The following is a 16,539-nucleotide window of genomic DNA, read 5'->3' on the forward strand; positions in this document are numbered from 1 at the left end:
TGCAGCCGTCCGCCTCGCGGCGCTCGGTTATTATTTTGCAGATAAAACATATATAAATTATTTGCATTTGTTGGCGATGTCCAGCGCAAATGACGTTTTGCTATACTGGCCGGCCAGCCACCCCGTCTCCAGGCCCTCCCATGAGCTCTCAACGCAACATCGTCTCCTCCTCGCACCTGGTTTCCGAGCGTTGCGCCGAATTGTCCGAGTTCGAATTCGGCCTGATCGTGGCCAACAACGCTTTCAACCGTTGGATGATCCGCTGCATGGCGGCCGCGGGAGAAACCGACATGACCGCGATGGAGGTGTCGCTGCTGCATCACGTCAACCACCGCGGCCGCAGCAAGAAACTGGCGGACATCTGTTTCGTGCTGAACATCGAAGACACCCACGTGGTGTCCTACGCCTTGAAGAAGCTGGTGAAGATGGGCTATGTCGGCAGCGAAAAGGTGGGCAAGGAGGCCTTGTTCGCCACCACCCCCGCCGGCGTCGAACTGTGCCAGCGCTACCGCGACGTGCGCGAGCAATGCCTGATCAACGCGCTGATCGACAACGGCGGCCAGCAGGCCGACATCGGCGACAACGCCCAACTGCTGCGCATGCTGGCCGGCCTCTACGATCAGGCCTCGCGCGACGCCGCCTCGATGTAAGAGCCTGTTCAAAGCGGCGCTTCCATGCCCGCTGCGCGTCGACAAGACGCGACGCGGCCGCCCGCAAACGCGCGCAGCCCTCCCCGCGGCGCCGTCACGCCAACGGCAAGTCCAGGGAAATTAGGCTATTCATTTATTATCAAACCTTCCCATCTAAAATAAACATTCGATATAGTTGTCAAAAACATTGAATAATTTCGAATGGGATGATAAAAACGCCATACACCAGCACATAGACCGGTGAACTTCCGCCCGTCGGCGGGCGCGCCGCGACAGGCAGGCTCCGGAATCAACCGCGACGCCGGCCCGACGCACAGGCCGGCGATGTCGTCGACGGCGCTTGATGGGGACCATTAGCCGCATAGTTACCATATTCATCAGCCGGAACCGCCATGAGGTCGAATACCGCCAACCGACAGTTGCTCTTTGTCGTGCTGCCCTTCCTGCTCATTGTCGTCATGCAGGTGGCGCTAAGCGCGTTCAGCCTCTACGTGGTGTCCACCGCCCGCGCTTACGTGGCGGGCGAAGGCTTGTGGTCGAAAGCGCAGAAGGACTCCATCTACCACCTGACCCGCTACGCCCAGACCGGCTCCGACCACGATTTCCAACGCTACCGGCTGGCGATCTCCATCCAGCTGGGCGACCACCGGGCCCGGCTGGCGCTGGACCGCAAGCCGCCGGACCTGGACACCGCGCGCCAAGGCTTTCTGGACGGTGGCAACCACCCCGACGACATTGAAAACATCATCCGCGCCTATCTGTGGTTCCACCGCGTCAGCTATCTGGCCGAGGCCATTCGCTACTGGAAAATCGGCGATTACTACCTGCAGGAAATTCAGACCATAGGCGAGCAGTTGCGCCAGGGGTACGCCGACGGCTCGCTGAGCCAGGCCGAGAAGACCGCCCTCACCTCGCAGATCGCCGAGATCAACGAGGCGGTGAAGGCGCCGGCCCAGGGCTTTTCCCGCGTGCTGGGCAACGCCTCCCGCGAGGTGAGCCAGGCGGTGTGGAGCGCCAACCTGATCGCCGGGATGCTGCTGGTGCTGCTGACCATTTTGCAGATCCGCCGGCTGATCCAGGCCTCGGACAATTACAAGGCCGCCTTGCAGGCGGAACAGCAGCGCGCCGAGATCACGCTGCAATCGATAGGCGACGCGGTGATCACCCTGAACATGCAGGGCGCGGTGATTTATCTGAACCACAGCGCCAAGCACCTGCTGAGCCATCTGGAAACGGAAAGCCTGGGCCTGCACTTCGACGAACTGCTCAGCCTGATCAAACAGGGCCAGGAAACCGACTGCGCGCTGAGCTTCGCCGAACTGTGCCGCCAGGACGACAGCCGCCGCACCTATCCCAAGCTGAACATGCTGCGCCACAACGCGATTCCGCTGCAGGTCAGCCTGGTGGCCGCGCCGATACGCGACCGCCACGGCGAGCAGTACGGCATCGTGCTGGTGCTGCACGACAACACCGCGGAACAGCAATACATCAACGAGCTGTCCTGGCAGGCCAGCCACGACGCGCTGACCGGCCTGGTCAACCGCCGGGAGTTCGAAACCCGCGCCATCAAGGCGATCAAGCAGCTGGGCCAGGCCGAGACGTCGCTGGCGCTGATGTTCATCGACCTGGACCAGTTCAAGCTGATCAACGACACCTACGGCCACGCCGCCGGCGACGAACTGCTGTGCCAGATCAGCCGCTCGGTGGCGCGGCGCCTGCGCGCCTCGGACACGCTGGCGCGGCTGGGCGGCGACGAATTCGGCGTGCTGCTCGGCAACAGCTCGGTCGAATCCGCCATCGCCAAGGCCAACAATCTGCGCCAGGCCATCATGGAATGCAGCTTCCAATGGGAGGGCAACCACTTCTCCATCAGCGCCAGCATCGGCCTGGTCTGCGTGTCCGACGCCGACACCTCGCTGGCCGAGGTGATGCGTTCCGCCGACATCGCCTGCTATATGGCCAAGGAAAAAGGCCGCAATCGCATCCAATTGCACATCCCGCACAATTCAGAAGTGTCGGCGCGCTTCCACGAGATGGACTGGGTGCAGCGGCTGCGCCAGGCGCTGCGCGACGACAGCTTCACCCTGTACGCCCAGGACATCGTCCCTCTGGCCGCCCACCCTGAACGCGGCCGCTATGTCGAGGTCTTGCTGCGCCTCAACGCCGACGACGGCAGCCAGGTGCCTCCGGGCTTGTTCGTGCCGATCGCGGAGCGCTACGGACTGATGACGGAAATCGACCGCATCGTGGTGGAGAAGGTGTTCCAGGAGCTGGCGCTGCTGCGCCGCGCCGGTAATCAGGACATCCGGCACTGCGCGATCAATCTGTCCGGTTCCACCTTGTGCGACGACGGCTTCCTCGCCTTCGTGCAGCAGCAGTTCCAGCGCAGCGGCGTGCCGCCGGAGCTGATCTGCTTCGAAATCACCGAGACCAACGCCATCGCCAACCTGGAGGCCGCGCAGCGGCTGATCCACGAACTGCGCCGGATCGGCTGTCTGTTCTCGCTGGACGACTTCGGCACCGGCATGTCCTCCTTCGCCTACCTGAAACACTTGCCGGTGGATTTCCTGAAAATCGACGGCAGCTTCGTCCGCGAGATGGCGACGGACCCGATAGACCACGCCATGGTGGAAATGATCAACCACATCGGCCACGTCACCGGCAAGCGCACCATCGCCGAATTCGTCGACACGCCCGAGATCGTGGCCGAACTGCGCAAGCTGGGCGTGGACTACGCCCAGGGCTTTCACCTGAGCCGGCCGGAGCCCTTCGGCTTCCGCCATGCGCGCGGCGACCGCCGAATGCGGCAGCAATAGGCTACCGGCCTGGTCGTCAGGCCGGATCAGGGCGGCCGGCAGGCCGCCGCGTCTGGCCGGCTTGGCCCGGCTTTGCTTCTAAGGAAAGGGGACACGATGAGTAAAGAGATCGGTTTTGTCAGGAGCGGCCCGCTGATGGACCTCCACAGTTATCCGGAATGGACACGGGAACTGGTGCGCCACTGCGACGCCTTCAAACGCCAAGTGGTGGAGCACGAGTTGTTCCGGCAGATGCGCGACGGCGTGCTGCCCGCCGCCATCCATCAGGCTTTTCTGCGCGGCGGCTGGCCGGTGATCGAACAGTTTCCGCAATACATGGCCAAAAACCTGTTGAAAGTGCGCTACGGCCAGCACCGCGGCCACGATATGGCGCGCCGCTACCTGATCCGCAACATCCGGGTGGAGCAGAACCACGCCGACCACTGGGTGCAATGGGCGGCCGCGTCCGGCGTGGACGCCGACAGCCTGCTGCGCAACCCTCAGGCGCTGGAGACGCTGAGCCTCAGCCACTGGTGCCATCAGGTCTGCGAGCGCGAGTCGCTGGAGGTGGCGATGGCGGCCACCAATTACGCGATCGAAGGCGCCACCGGAGAATGGTGCGCCGCCGTCTGCTCCAAGGAGGACTACGCCCGGCAATTCCCCAAGGAAAAGCGCGCCAAGGCGATGAAGTGGCTGGCGCTGCACGCGCATTACGACGACGAACACCCGTGGGAGGCGCTGGAAATCATCGTCACCCTGGTGGGCGAAGACCCAAGCGCGCGGCAAGTGGCCGAGTTGCGTCACGCGATCTGCCAGAGCCACCGCTATATGCGCTTGCTGCTGGATCATTATATGAGCCAGCCCACGCCTGAGGCTTGCGCGCGCGTCAGCGCGGAGCCGGCGCTGGCCTGAGGGCGGTTCCCGGCCTGACGAGCCGGGACGGGACAGGGCTTTGCGGCGGAAAAAGCGGAGCGCGCGCAACACGCAAGCCTCCCGCAAGCCTGGCCGCCGCGCCCAGCCCTTGCGCGACAAGCAATGAACGGGCTCGCCGCCCGCCGCAAAACAAAGCGCCCCGCAAACCAAAACTTGCGGGGCGCTTTGCCTTAAGTCCTCGGGCCGGCTCAGCGCCGGCCCAAAGCCTCGCCAGCAAAAGCGAGGCAAGGCGTTGCGGCCGAGGACGCGCGCTTGAAGCGGCGCTCAGCCGCGCAGGCGGCGCAGCACTTCATCCTTGCCGATCAGGGCCAGCACCGCGTCCACCGACGGAGTCTGGGTGGTGCCGCACACCAGCACGCGCAGCGGCATGCCCAGTTGGCCCATCTTGATGCCCTCTTCCGCGCAGAAAGGCTTGAACAGTTCGTGGATGGCTTCCGCGGACCAGGCGTCCAGCGCCGCCAGCTTGTCGGCGAAACGGCCCATGCGCGCCACGCTGTCGTCGGACAGATGCTTGTCCACGTCGGCCGCGGCGGCTTCGCGCTTGCGGTAGAAATAATCCACTTCCAGCGCCAGCGCGTTCAAGTCCTGCACCCGCTCCTTGACCAGGGCGATCACCTCTTCGATGGCCGGCCCGCCGGCCAGCTCGACGCCGGCGGCGGCCAGACGCGGCGCGATCAGCTCGGCCAGACGGCCGTTGTCGGCGGTCTTGATGTGCTGGGCGTTCAGCCACATGAATTTTTCATGGTTGAAGCGGCTGGCGGACGCGCTCACCGCCTCCAGGCTGAACCACTCGACGAACTGCTCCATGCTGAAGAACTCGTCGTCGCCGTGTCCCCAGCCCAGGCGCGCCAGGTAGTTGAGCAGCGCCTCCGGCAGAATGCCCTTGTCGGCGTAGTCCACCACGCTGACCGCGTCGCGGCGCTTGGACATCTTCTGGCCGTCCTCGTTGAGGATCATCGGCAGATGGCCGTACACCGGCAGCGGCGCGTTCAGCGCCTTCAGGATATTGATCTGGCGCGGCGTGTTGTTGACGTGGTCGTCGCCGCGAATCACGTGGGTGATCTGCATGTCCCAATCGTCCACCACCACGCAGAAGTTATAGGTCGGGCTGCCGTCCGGACGGGCGATGATCAGATCGTCCAGCTCCTGGTTGGCGATCTCGATGCGGCCCTTGACCGCGTCGTCCCAGGCCACCACGCCGTCCAGCGGCGTCTTGAAACGCACCACCGGGGTCACGTCCGCCGGGATCGCCGGCAGGGTCTTGCCGGCTTCCGGGCGCCAGCGGCGGTCGTAGCGCGGCTTCTCGCCGCGCGCTTCCTGCTCGGCGCGCATGGTTTCCAGCTCGTCCTTGCTGCAATAGCACAGATAGGCGTGGCCGGAGGCCAGCAGTTGCTGGATCACGTCCTTGTAGCGGTCGAAGCGATGAGTCTGATAAAACGGACCTTCGTCGTAGTCCAGGCCCACCCAGTGCATGCCGTCCAGAATCGCCTTCACCGATTCCGGCGTCGAACGCTCCAGATCGGTGTCTTCGATGCGAAGCACGAACACGCCCTTGTTCTTGCGGGCGTAAGCCCAGGAAAACAGCGCGGTGCGCACGCCGCCGATATGCAGATAACCGGTGGGGCTGGGAGCGAAACGGGTACGGATCATGGTGACTCAGGCTCGAAAACGTAAAACGGCTATTGTACGCCGGCTGGCGAAGCGGCAGCAAACCCCAGGGTCTGTTGGCCTTTGTTTTTCAGCCGGGAGGAAGCCTGGGCTGACAGGCCCTAATCCGGCCAGCGCCGGTGCAGGCTGGCCGGCACCAGCGACTCCGGCTCGGCCAGGGTCTGCCCTTCCAGCAAGGCCAGCGCCAGATCCAGGCTGCGCGCCGCCATTTCGCGGCTGTCCTGCACGATGGCGTCGACGCGCAGCGGCAGGCAGTCCAGCAAGGAGTGATCGTCGAAGGTCAGCAGGCGCAGCGGCGCGTTGGCCAGGCCGCAGTGCTGATTGAGGAAGGCCAGCGCGCCCTCCAGCAGCGACACCGAGGCGGTGAACAGCGCCTGCGGCAGCCGTTGATGCTGTTGCCGCCATTGCTGCATCAGCTCGAAGCCGGAGCGGCGCAGGTAATCGCGATGGCAGACCCAGCCCGGCTTTTCCTCCACCCCGTGACGCGCCAGCGCCTGGCGATAGCCTTGCAGGCGATCGCGGCTGGGCGACAGCTCGGCCTGGCCGCCGAAGAACACCACTTCGGACACGCCCTGCTCCAGCGCGTCGCCCACCAAGCGCTCCACGCTGGCGCAGCCGTCGGTCACCACCGACGGAATGCCGCTGCCGTCCACCCGGCGGTCGACGAAGACCAGCGGCAGCCTGCGCACCCATTTCTGATAGGGCTTGGCCTCGTGTGTGCACGGCACCACGATCATTGCGTCCACCTGCCGCGCCGCCAGATGGGCCATCACCTCGGCCTCGCGCCGCGGATCCTCGTCGCTGGTCACCAGCAGCATCTGGTAATCGCGCTGCCGGCACAGCTCTTCCATCGCCTGGGCCAGCGCCGCGTGCGCGGAGTTGGTCAGGTCCGGAATCACCAGCCCCACCGAATTGCTGCGCCGCGAGCGCAAGGAGCGCGCCGACTGCGACGGGTTGAAATGCTGTTCTCGCGCCACCTTCTCCACGCGTTCCACCGTGGCCCGGGAAATGCGGTAACGCTCGGCATGGCCGTTGAGCACCATGCTGGCGGTGGTGCGCGACACGCCGGCCAGTTCGGCGATGTCGTCTATGGTCAAACGCTTGTAGCCGCTCATCGACAGCCTATTCCTCATGCGGCGGCGCCGTGCCGGCCGCTCGAAACTCGATTGCAAAACAGCCCCGGCCTGCGCAAGCGCGGGACGGGGCCGCCGATTGCTGGCCACCTTACCTCAAGCGGGCCGGCGTCGCCAGAGCGACGGCGGCCTCCCAGGCTTACTGCTTGACCAGATTCAAAGGCACCGGGATGAATTTCTCCACCTGCTGGCCGTCGATCAGCTTCTTGGCGGTCTGCACGCCGTACTGGCCGATCAGCTCCGGCTGCTGCTGCACGGTGGCGGCCAGGCCGCCGGCCTTGACCGAGGCCACCGCGTCGGCGGTGGCGTCGAAGCCCACCACCGCGACGTTCTTCAGGCCGGCGGCCTGTATCGCCTTCAGCGCGCCCAGCGCCATCTCGTCGTTGTGGGCGAACACGCCCTGCACGTCCTTATTGCCCTGCAGGATGTTCTCCATCACCGACAGGCCCTTGGCGCGGTCGAAATCGGCCGGCTGCTTGGCCACCACCTTGACCTCGGCCTTGCCGTCCGTCACCGCGTGGAAACCCTGGCCGCGTTCGCGGGCGGCGGAAGAGCCGGGAATGCCCTCCAGCTCCACCAGTCGGCCCTTGCCGCCCAACTTGGCCAACAGGAACTCGGCCGCCATCTTGCCGCCGGCCACATTGTCGGAGGCGATGTGGGCGCTGACCTCGGCGCCGTTGACGCTGCGGTCCAGCGACACCACCTTGATGCCCTTGCCCACCGCCTCTTTCACCACATTGGCCACGGCCGAGGAATCGGTGGGGTTGATCAGGATCACGTTCACCTTTTTCTGGATCAGATCCTCCACGCTGGCCTGCTGCTTGGCGGAATCGTCCTGGGCGTCCACGGTAATCAGACGGACGCCCGCCTTGGCGGCTTCGTCCTCGGCGCCCTTGCGCAGCGACACAAAGAACGGATTGTTCAGCGTGGACACCGCCAGGCCCACCACCGGCTGCTGGCCGGCCGCTGCCGGCGCGCTGGCGCCGGCCGACGCTCCGTCGGCCGGACCCTGTTTGGTGCAGGCGATCAGACTGGCCGCGATGACACTGAAAACCAAAGGCTTGATTAAGCGTTGCATACCGGAACTCCCCCTAGTGTGATGAAAGCGCTGCATATTGAAACTCCCCTAGTGTTGTGGTCGCTCGCGCTGTTGTCCCGCCGTCGGCGGGCCGCGCTCTGAACCTGCTCACGATCTGCTTCGCGAGATCGTGAAAACCTGCTTACTTCTTGCCGCTGCGGTCCAACAGCACCGCCAGCAGAATCACCACGCCCTTGATCACCTGCTGATAGAACGAAGATACGCCCAGCAGATTAAGGCCGTTGTTCAACACCCCGATCAACAAGGCGCCGATCAGCGTGCCGACGATCCAGCCGCGGCCGCCGGTCAAACTGGTGCCGCCCAGCACCACCGCGGCGATGGCGTCCAGCTCGTAGCCGGCGCCGGCGGTGGGCTGCGCCGAATTCAGCCGCGAGGTCAGCACCACGCCGGCCATCGCCGACAGCGCGCCGGACAGGGTGTAGACCCAGATCTTGACCTGATCCACCCGGACGCCGGACAGGCGCGCGGACTCCTCGTTGCCGCCGGTGGCGTAGACATGGCGGCCGAACACGGTCTTCTTCAGCATGAACCAGAAGCCGGCGAACATCAGCAGCATCCACACCACCGGCACCGGCACCACGCCGGCCACATAGCCGCCGCCCAGCATGGAGAAGGCATCGCTGCCGAAACCGGTGATCGGGCTGCCGTTGGACGCCACCAGCGACAGGCCGCGCAGAATGGTCATCGACGCCAGCGTGGCGATGAAGGGCGCCACCTTGCCCTTGCTGATCACCAGACCGTTGCAGCAGCCCATCAGCGCGCCGGACAGGATGCCCAGCAGCGTGGCCAGCATGGGATCGACGCCGGCCTGCAGCAGCATCGCGGTCAGCACCGACGACAGCGCCAGGATGGAGCCCACCGACAGGTCGATGCCGCCCAGCAGGATGACCAGGGTCATGCCGAAGGCGATCAAGGCGTTGATCGACACCTGACGCATCACATTGAGCAGATTGCCCATGGTCAGGAAGTCGGCGCTCATCACCGACAGGCCGGCGCAGATCGCCAGCAGGGCGATGAAAGGCCCGAGTTTTTGCAGCGTAGCTTTGTGTTGCGGGGTCATCTTGCTTGTCGTTTCCCTTGCTTGCGCCCAGGCGGGCGGTTCCTGATTCACGGCGGGGCCTGTCAGCGCGCCGCCGTCTCGGCGGCGCCGGCCGCCGCGGCCATGATGTCTTCCTGTGTCGCCGAAGCGGCTTCGAACAGCCCGGCCCGGCGGCCCTCGTGTATCACCAGAATGCGGTCGCTCATCGCCATCACTTCCGGCAACTCCGACGACACCATGACGATGGCCACGCCGGCGGCGGCCAGTTGATTGATGATGTGGTAGATCTCGGCCTTGCCGCCCACGTCGACGCCGCGCGTCGGCTCGTCCAGCAGCAGCAGCTTGGGTGGCTCCGCCAGCCACTTGGCGAACACCACCTTCTGTTGGTTGCCGCCGGACAAGGATTTGACGTCCAGCTCGGCGTCGCGGGTGCGGATGCGCAATTGCTCGATCAGCCGCCGCGCCTCTTCGTTCTCGGAGCGATGATTCACCACGCCCAGCCGCGCGTGGCGGCGCAGATGCACCAGGGTGGCGTTCTCGCGCACCGACATGCCCAGCACCAGGCCCTGGCTCTTGCGGTCTTCGGTGACGTAGGCGATGCCGGCGGCGATGGCGTCGCCGGGCCGGCGGACGTCCAGCTCAGCCCCGTCCAGCCGCACCCGCCCCTGCCGACGAGGCCGGACGCCGAACAACACATTGAGAATCTCGCTGCGGCCGGCGCCCATCAAGCCGGCCACGCCCAGCACCTCGCCGGCGCGGACGTCGAAGCCGATGTCCCGGATGCGGCCGTCGTCGGCCAGACGCTCCACTTCCAATCTCACCGCGCCGGGCGCGGACGCGCGCTTGGGAAAACGGTCGCCGATCTCGCGGCCCACCATCAGCCTCACCACCTCGTCGAAATCGGTGGCGGCGATCTGGCGCTCGCCGACGAAACGGCCGTCGCGCAGCACGCTGATCTTGTCGCAGACGCGGAAAATCTCCTCCATCCGGTGCGACACGTAGACAATCGCCACGCCGCGCTGCTTGAGCCGCTCCATGAAGACGAACAGCGCCTCGATCTCGCGCTCGGTCAGGGCAGCGGTCGGCTCGTCCATGATCAGCACCTTGGCGTTCAAGGACATCGCCTTGGCGATTTCCACCATCTGCTGCTGGCCGATGGACAGCTGGCCTGCCTCCTGCTCGGGGTCGATCTGGCCGGCGCCCAGCTGCTGCAAGATCTGGCTCGCTTCGCGCCGCATGCCGGCGCGCTTGATCACGCCGAAGCGGCTGTGCTCGCGCTCGCGCCCCAGAAACAGGTTCTCCATCACCGACAGCTGCGGAATCAGGTTCAGTTCCTGGTGAATGATGGCGATGCCGTGCGCCTCGGCGTCGCGGGTGGAGCGTATCGTCGCCGGCTGGTCGTCGAGCAGGATTTCCCCGGCGTCTGCCTGGTGGACGCCGGACAGAATCTTCATCAAGGTTGATTTGCCCGCGCCGTTCTCGCCCATCAGGGCATGCACTTCGCCGCCCGTCGTGGTGAAATCCACCGTCTCCAGCACCTTGACCGGACCAAAGGCCTTGCTGATGCCGCGCATGCTTACCTTCATCGCCCGCTCCTTCAAAAGATCACGCCGGAATACAGGATCACATTGGCGTAGGGCGTGCATTCGCCGGTGCGGATCACCGCCTTGGCCTCGCGGCAGCGGCGCTTGAACTCCTCGTGCGGCACATAGTCCACCGCCACGCCGTGCGCGGCCATATCCTTGGCCAGCACTTCCACCGCCGGACTGTGCTGCAGGCATTCGGCGGCGAACAAGGCCCGCTCCGCCTTGAAGTCCGCCAGGATGGAATCCAGCACGCTGGGAAACTCCGGCACGCCCAGGCGCAGGCTCAGGTCTATGCACTCGACCCCGGGCGGGATCGGCAAGCCGCAATCGGCGATCACCAGGCTGTCGGTGTGGCCCATGCCGGCCAACACCCGCGCGATGTCGCGGTTCAGATGCCCCAGCCGCTTCATGCCCGCTCCTTCAACATGGTTTGCAAGGCCGCCAGCGTCGGCATGCCGCTTTGCGCGCCCGCTCGGGTCACCGACAGCGCGGCCGCGGCGCAGGCCAGCGCCATCGCCGCCTCGACGCCCTGCGGCCAGAACGCGGCCAGCGCGCCGTTGAAGGTGTCGCCGGCGCCGGTGGTGTCCACCGCGGACACGGCGAAGCCGGCCTGGTGATGCAGGCTGCCGTCGGGCCGGCAGAAATAAGCGCCGTCCTTGCCGCGCGTCATCGCCACTCGTCCCGGCAGTTTGCGCATCAGCGCCTGCCAGTCGCCGCCGCCCTCGTCCAGCGCCTGCGCCAGTTCATGTTCGTTCGGCGTCAGCAAGGCGGTCCGTTGCAGCAGGCTGGACGGCAAGGGGCGGGCCGGCGCCGGATTCAGCAGGAAAGGCTTGCCGTGGCGCTGCGCCAGCTCGGCCGCGCGCTCCACCGTGGCCAGCGGCACCTCCATCTGCGCCAGCACCACGTCGGCGTCGCGGAAGGCCTGCTCGTCCTCGTCCAGATGCTGCGGCAACAGCTCCTCATTGGCGCCTGGCACCACCACGATGGCGTTGTCGCCCTCGGCCAGGGTGATCGTCGCCAGGCCGGTGGCCACGTCCGCCTCGCGCAGGCGGCCGATGTCCACGCCCTCGGCCCGCAGCGTGTCCTTGAGCTGGGAGCCGAACATGTCGCGGCCCACGCAGCCCAGCAAGCTCACTTGCGCGCCCAGCCGCGCGGCGGCCACCGCCTGGTTGGCGCCCTTGCCGCCCGGATAGGACGCAAAGCGCTTGCCAAACAAGGTTTCACCCAGCCGTGGATAGCGCTCCGCCTCCACCACCAGATCCATATTGACACTGCCCACTACCAGGACCCGGGTCATAATTTCCTCATCGTTATCACGCGACGCCGCGGCCCGCGCGGCGGCGTCAATTGCTAAAACGTAATCAGCTGACGCTTTATAGCAGAGCCGCCCCCGCGCCGGAAGCGATAAACTCAATCTGTCGGCAAATGCAACAATCCGCGCCCGACCCGCCGGCGGCGCTTGACGCCGGACGCGCTTCGATGTAGCGAAGCAACTACACGACCCGCCGCGTCGCCCAAACGCAAAAAAGCTCCCCTAGGGGAGCTTTTGTTTTCCAGCCGCCGCGGCGGCGCATGGAAGTCGTTTACGATCTCACTCGTCCAGCACCGCGGAGGTGTAGACGTCCTGCACGTCGTCCAGGTCTTCCAGCGCGTCCAGCAGCTTTTGCATGCGCGCGGCGTCGTCGCCGGACAACTCGGTCTCGTTCTGCGGCTTCATCGTCACTTCGCCCATCTCCGCCTTGAAGCCCTTGGCTTCCAGCGCGTCCTTGACGTCGGAGAATTCATACGGCCCGGTGATCACTTCGATGGAGCCGTCGTCGTTGGCGACCACGTCCTCGGCGCCGCTTTCCAGCGCGGCCTCCATCAAGGCGTCCTCGTCCACGCCCGGCGCGAACACCAGATAGCCGCAATGGCTGAACTGGAAGGCCACGCAGCCGTCGGTGCCCATATTGCCGCCGTATTTGGAGAAGGCGTGGCGCACATCGGCCACGGTGCGGGTCTTGTTGTCGGTCAGACAGTCCACCATCACCGCCGCGCCGCCGATGCCGTAGCCCTCGTAGCGGCATTCGACGTAATCGACGCCGTCCAGCTGGCCGGTGCCGCGCTTGATCGCGTTCTCGATATTGTCCTTGGGCATGGACTCGGCCTTGGCCTTGTCCACCGCCAGCCGCAGGCGCGGGTTCATATTGGTGTCCCCGCCGCCCATCTTGGCCGCAACGGTGATTTCCTTGATCAAGCGGGTAAAGATCTTGCCACGTTTGGCATCCTGACGACCCTTGCGGTGCTGGATGTTAGCCCATTTACTGTGACCTGCCATAGTTGCCTCTGTCTGTTGTCCGGTCCACTGCGGACCTTTCAGTCAAAATTGGCGCTTATTTTAGCAGAACTTGAATCTGGACAGGAATGGCGGCCGCCTACTTGGCCTTGAGCATGGCCAGCATCATCTCGAAACCGGCCTGGTACATCTGCTCCAGCACCGGCACCATCATCGGCAAGGTCAGGTAGATGCTGATGAAACCTATCATCAGGGTCAGCGGAAAACCGAAGGTGAAGATGTTGAACTGCGGCGCGGCGCGGGTCATCACCCCGATCGCCAGGTTGGTGATCAGCAGGGCCGCGATCACCGGCATCGCCAGCCAGACGCCCCACTCGATCAGATGGCCGCCCCACAAGGCCAGCGCCTTGATGCCCTGGTCCGGCATGCTCATGCCTATCGGCAGCACCCGATAGCTTTCCACCAGCGTGGACAACACCACTTGGTGGCCGTCGAAGGCCAGGAACAGCAGGAAGGTGAACAAGGTCAGCAGCTGCGACACCACCGGCACCTGGGCCGAGTGCATCGGGTCGAAGAACATGGCGAAACCCAGGCCGGTTTGCGAGCCCATGATGAAGCCCGCCACTTCCACCGCGGAAATCACGATGCGCATGACAAAGCCCATCGCCAGGCCGATCAGCAGCTGTTGCAGCAGGATGGCGATGCCCTCCGCCGACACCAGCGGCACCACCGGCAGCGGCGGCAGCAAGGGCGCCAGCATCACGGTGAGGATCAGCGCGAAGCCGGCCTTGAAGCGGCGCGGCACGCCGCGATAGGCGAACACCGGCTCCACCAGCAGCAGGCCGACGATGCGCGCGAACGGCCAGACGAACATGGCCACCAGCGCGTTGATCTGCGCGTCGGAAATGCTCAGCATCAGCCGATCACGTGCGGAATGCTCTGGAACAGCCGCGTGGTGTACTCGATCAGCGTGTTCAGCATCCACGGCCCGGCCAGCACCAGCACCAGGAACATCGCCAGCAGCTTGGGAATGAAGGTCAGCGTCATTTCGTTGATCTGGGTCGCCGCCTGCAGCACGCTGACCAGCAGCCCCACCAGCAGCGACACCAACAACACCGGCGCCGCGACGATGATCAGGATGTACAGCGCGTTCTGCACGATATTGATGATCAGCTCCGGACTCATTTCCCCTCCCGATCGCCCACCGCCGCCGGCTCTTGCCAACCGCCTTTGCTCAACAAATAATTATCCAGCGTCACCCCCTGGCGGAGCACGCGATTGGGTCGCAACACCCGATAGCCGGCCCGCTCGAATACCGGACGGGACGCAGCGCTGGCCCACGCATGCAGCGCAACCACTCCGGCGGCGCTCGCCTGAGCCTCCAGCTCCGCCAGCATCCGGCCGCCTCCGCCGCGGCGTTGCGCCCAGGGCGCGACAAACAGCATGTCGAATTCGCCGTCATGGCATAACCAGGCGAAGCCCGCCAATCGACCGTCGTCCGCCTGCCAACCGCAACCCCACGATCTCGCCAGACGCGCCCCCCAGCCTTGCGCCAGCTCTGCAGTCCACGGCCCTCGCGGCGCCCAGGCCTCGCATTGCCGCTCGCTATACAAGGCGCCAGCCAATGCCCAGACGCTGTCGAGAAACACCGCGTGGCAGGCCGGCAAATCGGCGGCGCATAATGGCTGCAATAACATAAATTCGCCCTCAGCCAGTATAGAAGCTCTGCACCAGCGAGCCCATCAGCAAGGTCCAACCGTCCACCAGCACGAACAGCATCAGTTTGAACGGCAACGATATCGTCACCGGCGACACCATCATCATGCCCATCGCCATCAGAATGCTGGCCACCACCAGATCGATGATCAGGAAGGGAATGAACACCATGAAGCCGATCTGGAACGCGGTTTTCAGCTCGCTGATCACATAGGCCGGCACCAGAGTCTTCATCGACACGTCGGCCTTGGTCTGCGGCTTTTCCGATTGGGAAATCTCGATGAAGAAGGCCAGGTCCTTCTCCCGGGTCTGGCGCAGCATGAAAGCCTTCATCGGCTTGCTGGCCTCGTCCACCGCCTGCTGCAGCGTGATCTTGTCGTCGGAGAACGGCACCCAGGCCTTGGCGTAGACCTGGTCGAAGGTCGGGCCCATCACGAACAGGGTCAGGAACAGCGACAAGCCGACGATCACCTGGTTGGGCGGCGACTGCATGGTGCCCATCGCCTGTCGCAGCAGCGACATCACGATGATGATGCGGGTGAAGGCCGTCATCATCAGCATCATCGCCGGGATGAAGGTCAGCCCGGTCATGAACAGCAACATCTGCAGGCTGAGCGAGTAATTCTGCCCGCCGCCGGCCGCCGGCGTGCTGCTCATCAGAGGCAGGCCGCCGGCCGCGTCCGCGATCAAGGGCGTCGCCAGCAGAACCAGCGCGCCGTAGCGGAAACAAGCCCTCATCGCGGCCCTGCCTTGCCGTTGCGGCTCTTGTCCATCGCCGCCTTAAGCCAGCGCGCGAACGGTTCCGTCGGCGGCGCGGCCTCGGTTTCCGCGCCTTCCGGCCGCGGCAGCTTGCTCAGCAAATTGACTTGCTGCGGCGTCACGCCCAGCACCAGCCACTCGCCCTCCAGCTCCACGATCACCACGCGCTCCTTGGGCCCCACCATGGTGCCGCTCACCACCTTCAGGCGGTTGGACGCGCCCAGCATGCCGCCGGAAAGCCGTTTGAACAGCCAGGCCATGCCGACGATGGCGCCCAGCACCACCGCCAGGCCAAACAAGACCTGCAGCAAACTCATGAACGGCGACGGCGCGGCCGCCGGCGGCGCGACGGTGGCCGCGGCGGCCAGACCGGACGCCGCCAAATAAAAAGCGCCCTGCACTGCACGGCGCGTCATCGCAAACATGGCTGACCTCGTCATTTTTGCAGGCGGCGAATGCGCTCCGCGGGCGTGATGATATCGGTCAGCCGGATGCCGAACTTGTCGTTGACCACCACCACCTCGCCCTGGGCGATCAGGCAGCCGTTGACCAGCACGTCCATCGGCTCGCCCGCCATGCCGTCCAGCTCCACCACCGAGCCCTGCGCCAATTGCAGCAGGTTGCGGATGGCGATCTTGGTGCGTCCCAGTTCCACGGTCAATTGCACCGGGATATCCAGAATCATGTCCAGATTCTGCGGCACGCCGGCGCCGGACGTGCTCGCGCCCAGCTCCTGGAACAGGTTCTGCGCCGGCACCGCCTCGGGAGCCGCGTCCACCACTTCCTGCTCGGCCATCGCGGCCGCCCAGTCGTCCATCGATATCTCTTCCTCGCCGCCGGCCCCGCCGGCAGCGGCTGCCGCGGCGGCGGCCGCTTCGGCCTCCAT

17 protein-coding genes are annotated in these 16,539 nt (G+C 65.2%); 3 read left to right on the plus strand and 14 right to left on the minus strand.

Annotated elements, in window-relative coordinates; translation table 11 throughout:
• Positions 1-140 precede the first annotated feature (140 nt).
• The 3 genes from VK98_RS10485 (at position 141) to VK98_RS10495 (ending at position 4,357) form a co-directional block, all read left to right on the plus strand.
• Positions 141-650 (plus strand): winged helix DNA-binding protein, encoded by a 510-nt coding sequence (locus tag VK98_RS10485; protein WP_048413970.1) that lies wholly within the window; start codon positions 141-143, stop codon positions 648-650.
• Between the two features lie 392 nt (positions 651-1,042).
• Positions 1,043-3,466 (plus strand): bifunctional diguanylate cyclase/phosphodiesterase, encoded by a 2,424-nt coding sequence (locus tag VK98_RS10490; protein ID WP_048413971.1) that lies wholly within the window; start codon positions 1,043-1,045, stop codon positions 3,464-3,466.
• Positions 3,467-3,562: 96 nt separating this feature from the next.
• Complete coding sequence (locus tag VK98_RS10495) at positions 3,563-4,357, plus strand: TenA family transcriptional regulator (RefSeq protein ID WP_048413972.1); 795 nt, start codon at positions 3,563-3,565, stop codon at positions 4,355-4,357.
• Positions 4,358-4,642: 285 nt separating this feature from the next.
• Here the strand turns inward: VK98_RS10495 and gltX are convergent, their stop codons facing one another.
• From gltX to fliN, 14 genes are all read right to left on the minus strand, one after another.
• On the minus strand, positions 4,643-6,028 hold the full coding sequence (gene gltX / locus VK98_RS10500; RefSeq protein WP_048413973.1) for a glutamate--tRNA ligase: 1,386 nt from the start codon (positions 6,026-6,028) through the stop codon (positions 4,643-4,645).
• Positions 6,029-6,147: 119 nt separating this feature from the next.
• Positions 6,148-7,179: a LacI family DNA-binding transcriptional regulator gene (locus VK98_RS10505; protein ID WP_231589247.1), complete on the minus strand. Its 1,032-nt coding sequence runs from the start codon at positions 7,177-7,179 to the stop codon at positions 6,148-6,150.
• Between the two features lie 139 nt (positions 7,180-7,318).
• Positions 7,319-8,257, minus strand: coding sequence for a ribose ABC transporter substrate-binding protein RbsB (gene rbsB, locus VK98_RS10510; RefSeq protein ID WP_048413975.1), 939 nt, complete (start codon positions 8,255-8,257; stop codon positions 7,319-7,321).
• Positions 8,258-8,399: 142 nt separating this feature from the next.
• Positions 8,400-9,338 carry an ABC transporter permease gene (locus tag VK98_RS10515; RefSeq protein ID WP_048413976.1) on the minus strand — a complete coding sequence of 313 codons (939 nt, stop codon included), beginning with the start codon at positions 9,336-9,338 and terminating at the stop codon, positions 8,400-8,402.
• Between the two features lie 62 nt (positions 9,339-9,400).
• Positions 9,401-10,903 carry a sugar ABC transporter ATP-binding protein gene (locus tag VK98_RS10520; RefSeq protein ID WP_048413977.1) on the minus strand — a complete coding sequence of 501 codons (1,503 nt, stop codon included), beginning with the start codon at positions 10,901-10,903 and terminating at the stop codon, positions 9,401-9,403.
• 11 nt (positions 10,904-10,914) lie between these two features.
• The gene (rbsD, locus tag VK98_RS10525; RefSeq protein WP_048413978.1) at positions 10,915-11,313 is read right to left on the minus strand and encodes a D-ribose pyranase; all 399 of its coding nucleotides are present in this window, start codon (positions 11,311-11,313) and stop codon (positions 10,915-10,917) included.
• Positions 11,310-12,200: a ribokinase gene (locus VK98_RS10530; RefSeq protein WP_048413979.1), complete on the minus strand. Its 891-nt coding sequence runs from the start codon at positions 12,198-12,200 to the stop codon at positions 11,310-11,312. Before VK98_RS10530 ends, rbsD begins: the two co-directional genes overlap by 4 nt.
• A gap of 294 nt (positions 12,201-12,494) precedes the next feature.
• Positions 12,495-13,220, minus strand: a complete 726-nt coding sequence (locus VK98_RS10535) for a YebC/PmpR family DNA-binding transcriptional regulator (protein ID WP_048413980.1) — start codon at positions 13,218-13,220, stop codon at positions 12,495-12,497.
• A gap of 97 nt (positions 13,221-13,317) precedes the next feature.
• On the minus strand, positions 13,318-14,094 hold the full coding sequence (gene fliR, locus VK98_RS10540) for a flagellar biosynthetic protein FliR (protein ID WP_048413981.1): 777 nt from the start codon (positions 14,092-14,094) through the stop codon (positions 13,318-13,320).
• Positions 14,094-14,363 carry a flagellar biosynthesis protein FliQ gene (fliQ, locus tag VK98_RS10545; protein ID WP_019099986.1) on the minus strand — a complete coding sequence of 90 codons (270 nt, stop codon included), beginning with the start codon at positions 14,361-14,363 and terminating at the stop codon, positions 14,094-14,096. Before fliQ ends, fliR begins: the two co-directional genes overlap by 1 nt.
• Complete coding sequence (locus tag VK98_RS10550) at positions 14,360-14,875, minus strand: GNAT family N-acetyltransferase (RefSeq protein WP_048413982.1); 516 nt, start codon at positions 14,873-14,875, stop codon at positions 14,360-14,362. Before VK98_RS10550 ends, fliQ begins: the two co-directional genes overlap by 4 nt.
• A 10-nt stretch (positions 14,876-14,885) precedes the next feature.
• Positions 14,886-15,632 carry a flagellar type III secretion system pore protein FliP gene (fliP, locus tag VK98_RS10555; RefSeq protein ID WP_048413983.1) on the minus strand — a complete coding sequence of 249 codons (747 nt, stop codon included), beginning with the start codon at positions 15,630-15,632 and terminating at the stop codon, positions 14,886-14,888.
• Positions 15,629-16,078: a flagellar biosynthetic protein FliO gene (gene fliO / locus VK98_RS10560; protein ID WP_231589248.1), complete on the minus strand. Its 450-nt coding sequence runs from the start codon at positions 16,076-16,078 to the stop codon at positions 15,629-15,631. The genes fliP and fliO overlap by 4 nt, the downstream gene beginning before the upstream one ends.
• Before the next feature lie 11 nt (positions 16,079-16,089).
• Positions 16,090-16,539: a flagellar motor switch protein FliN gene (gene fliN, locus VK98_RS10565; RefSeq protein ID WP_048414031.1), complete on the minus strand. Its 450-nt coding sequence runs from the start codon at positions 16,537-16,539 to the stop codon at positions 16,090-16,092.

The sequence above is a fragment of the Chromobacterium sp. LK11 genome (genome assembly GCF_001043705.1).
GTDB lineage: Bacteria > Pseudomonadota > Gammaproteobacteria > Burkholderiales > Chromobacteriaceae > Chromobacterium > Chromobacterium alkanivorans.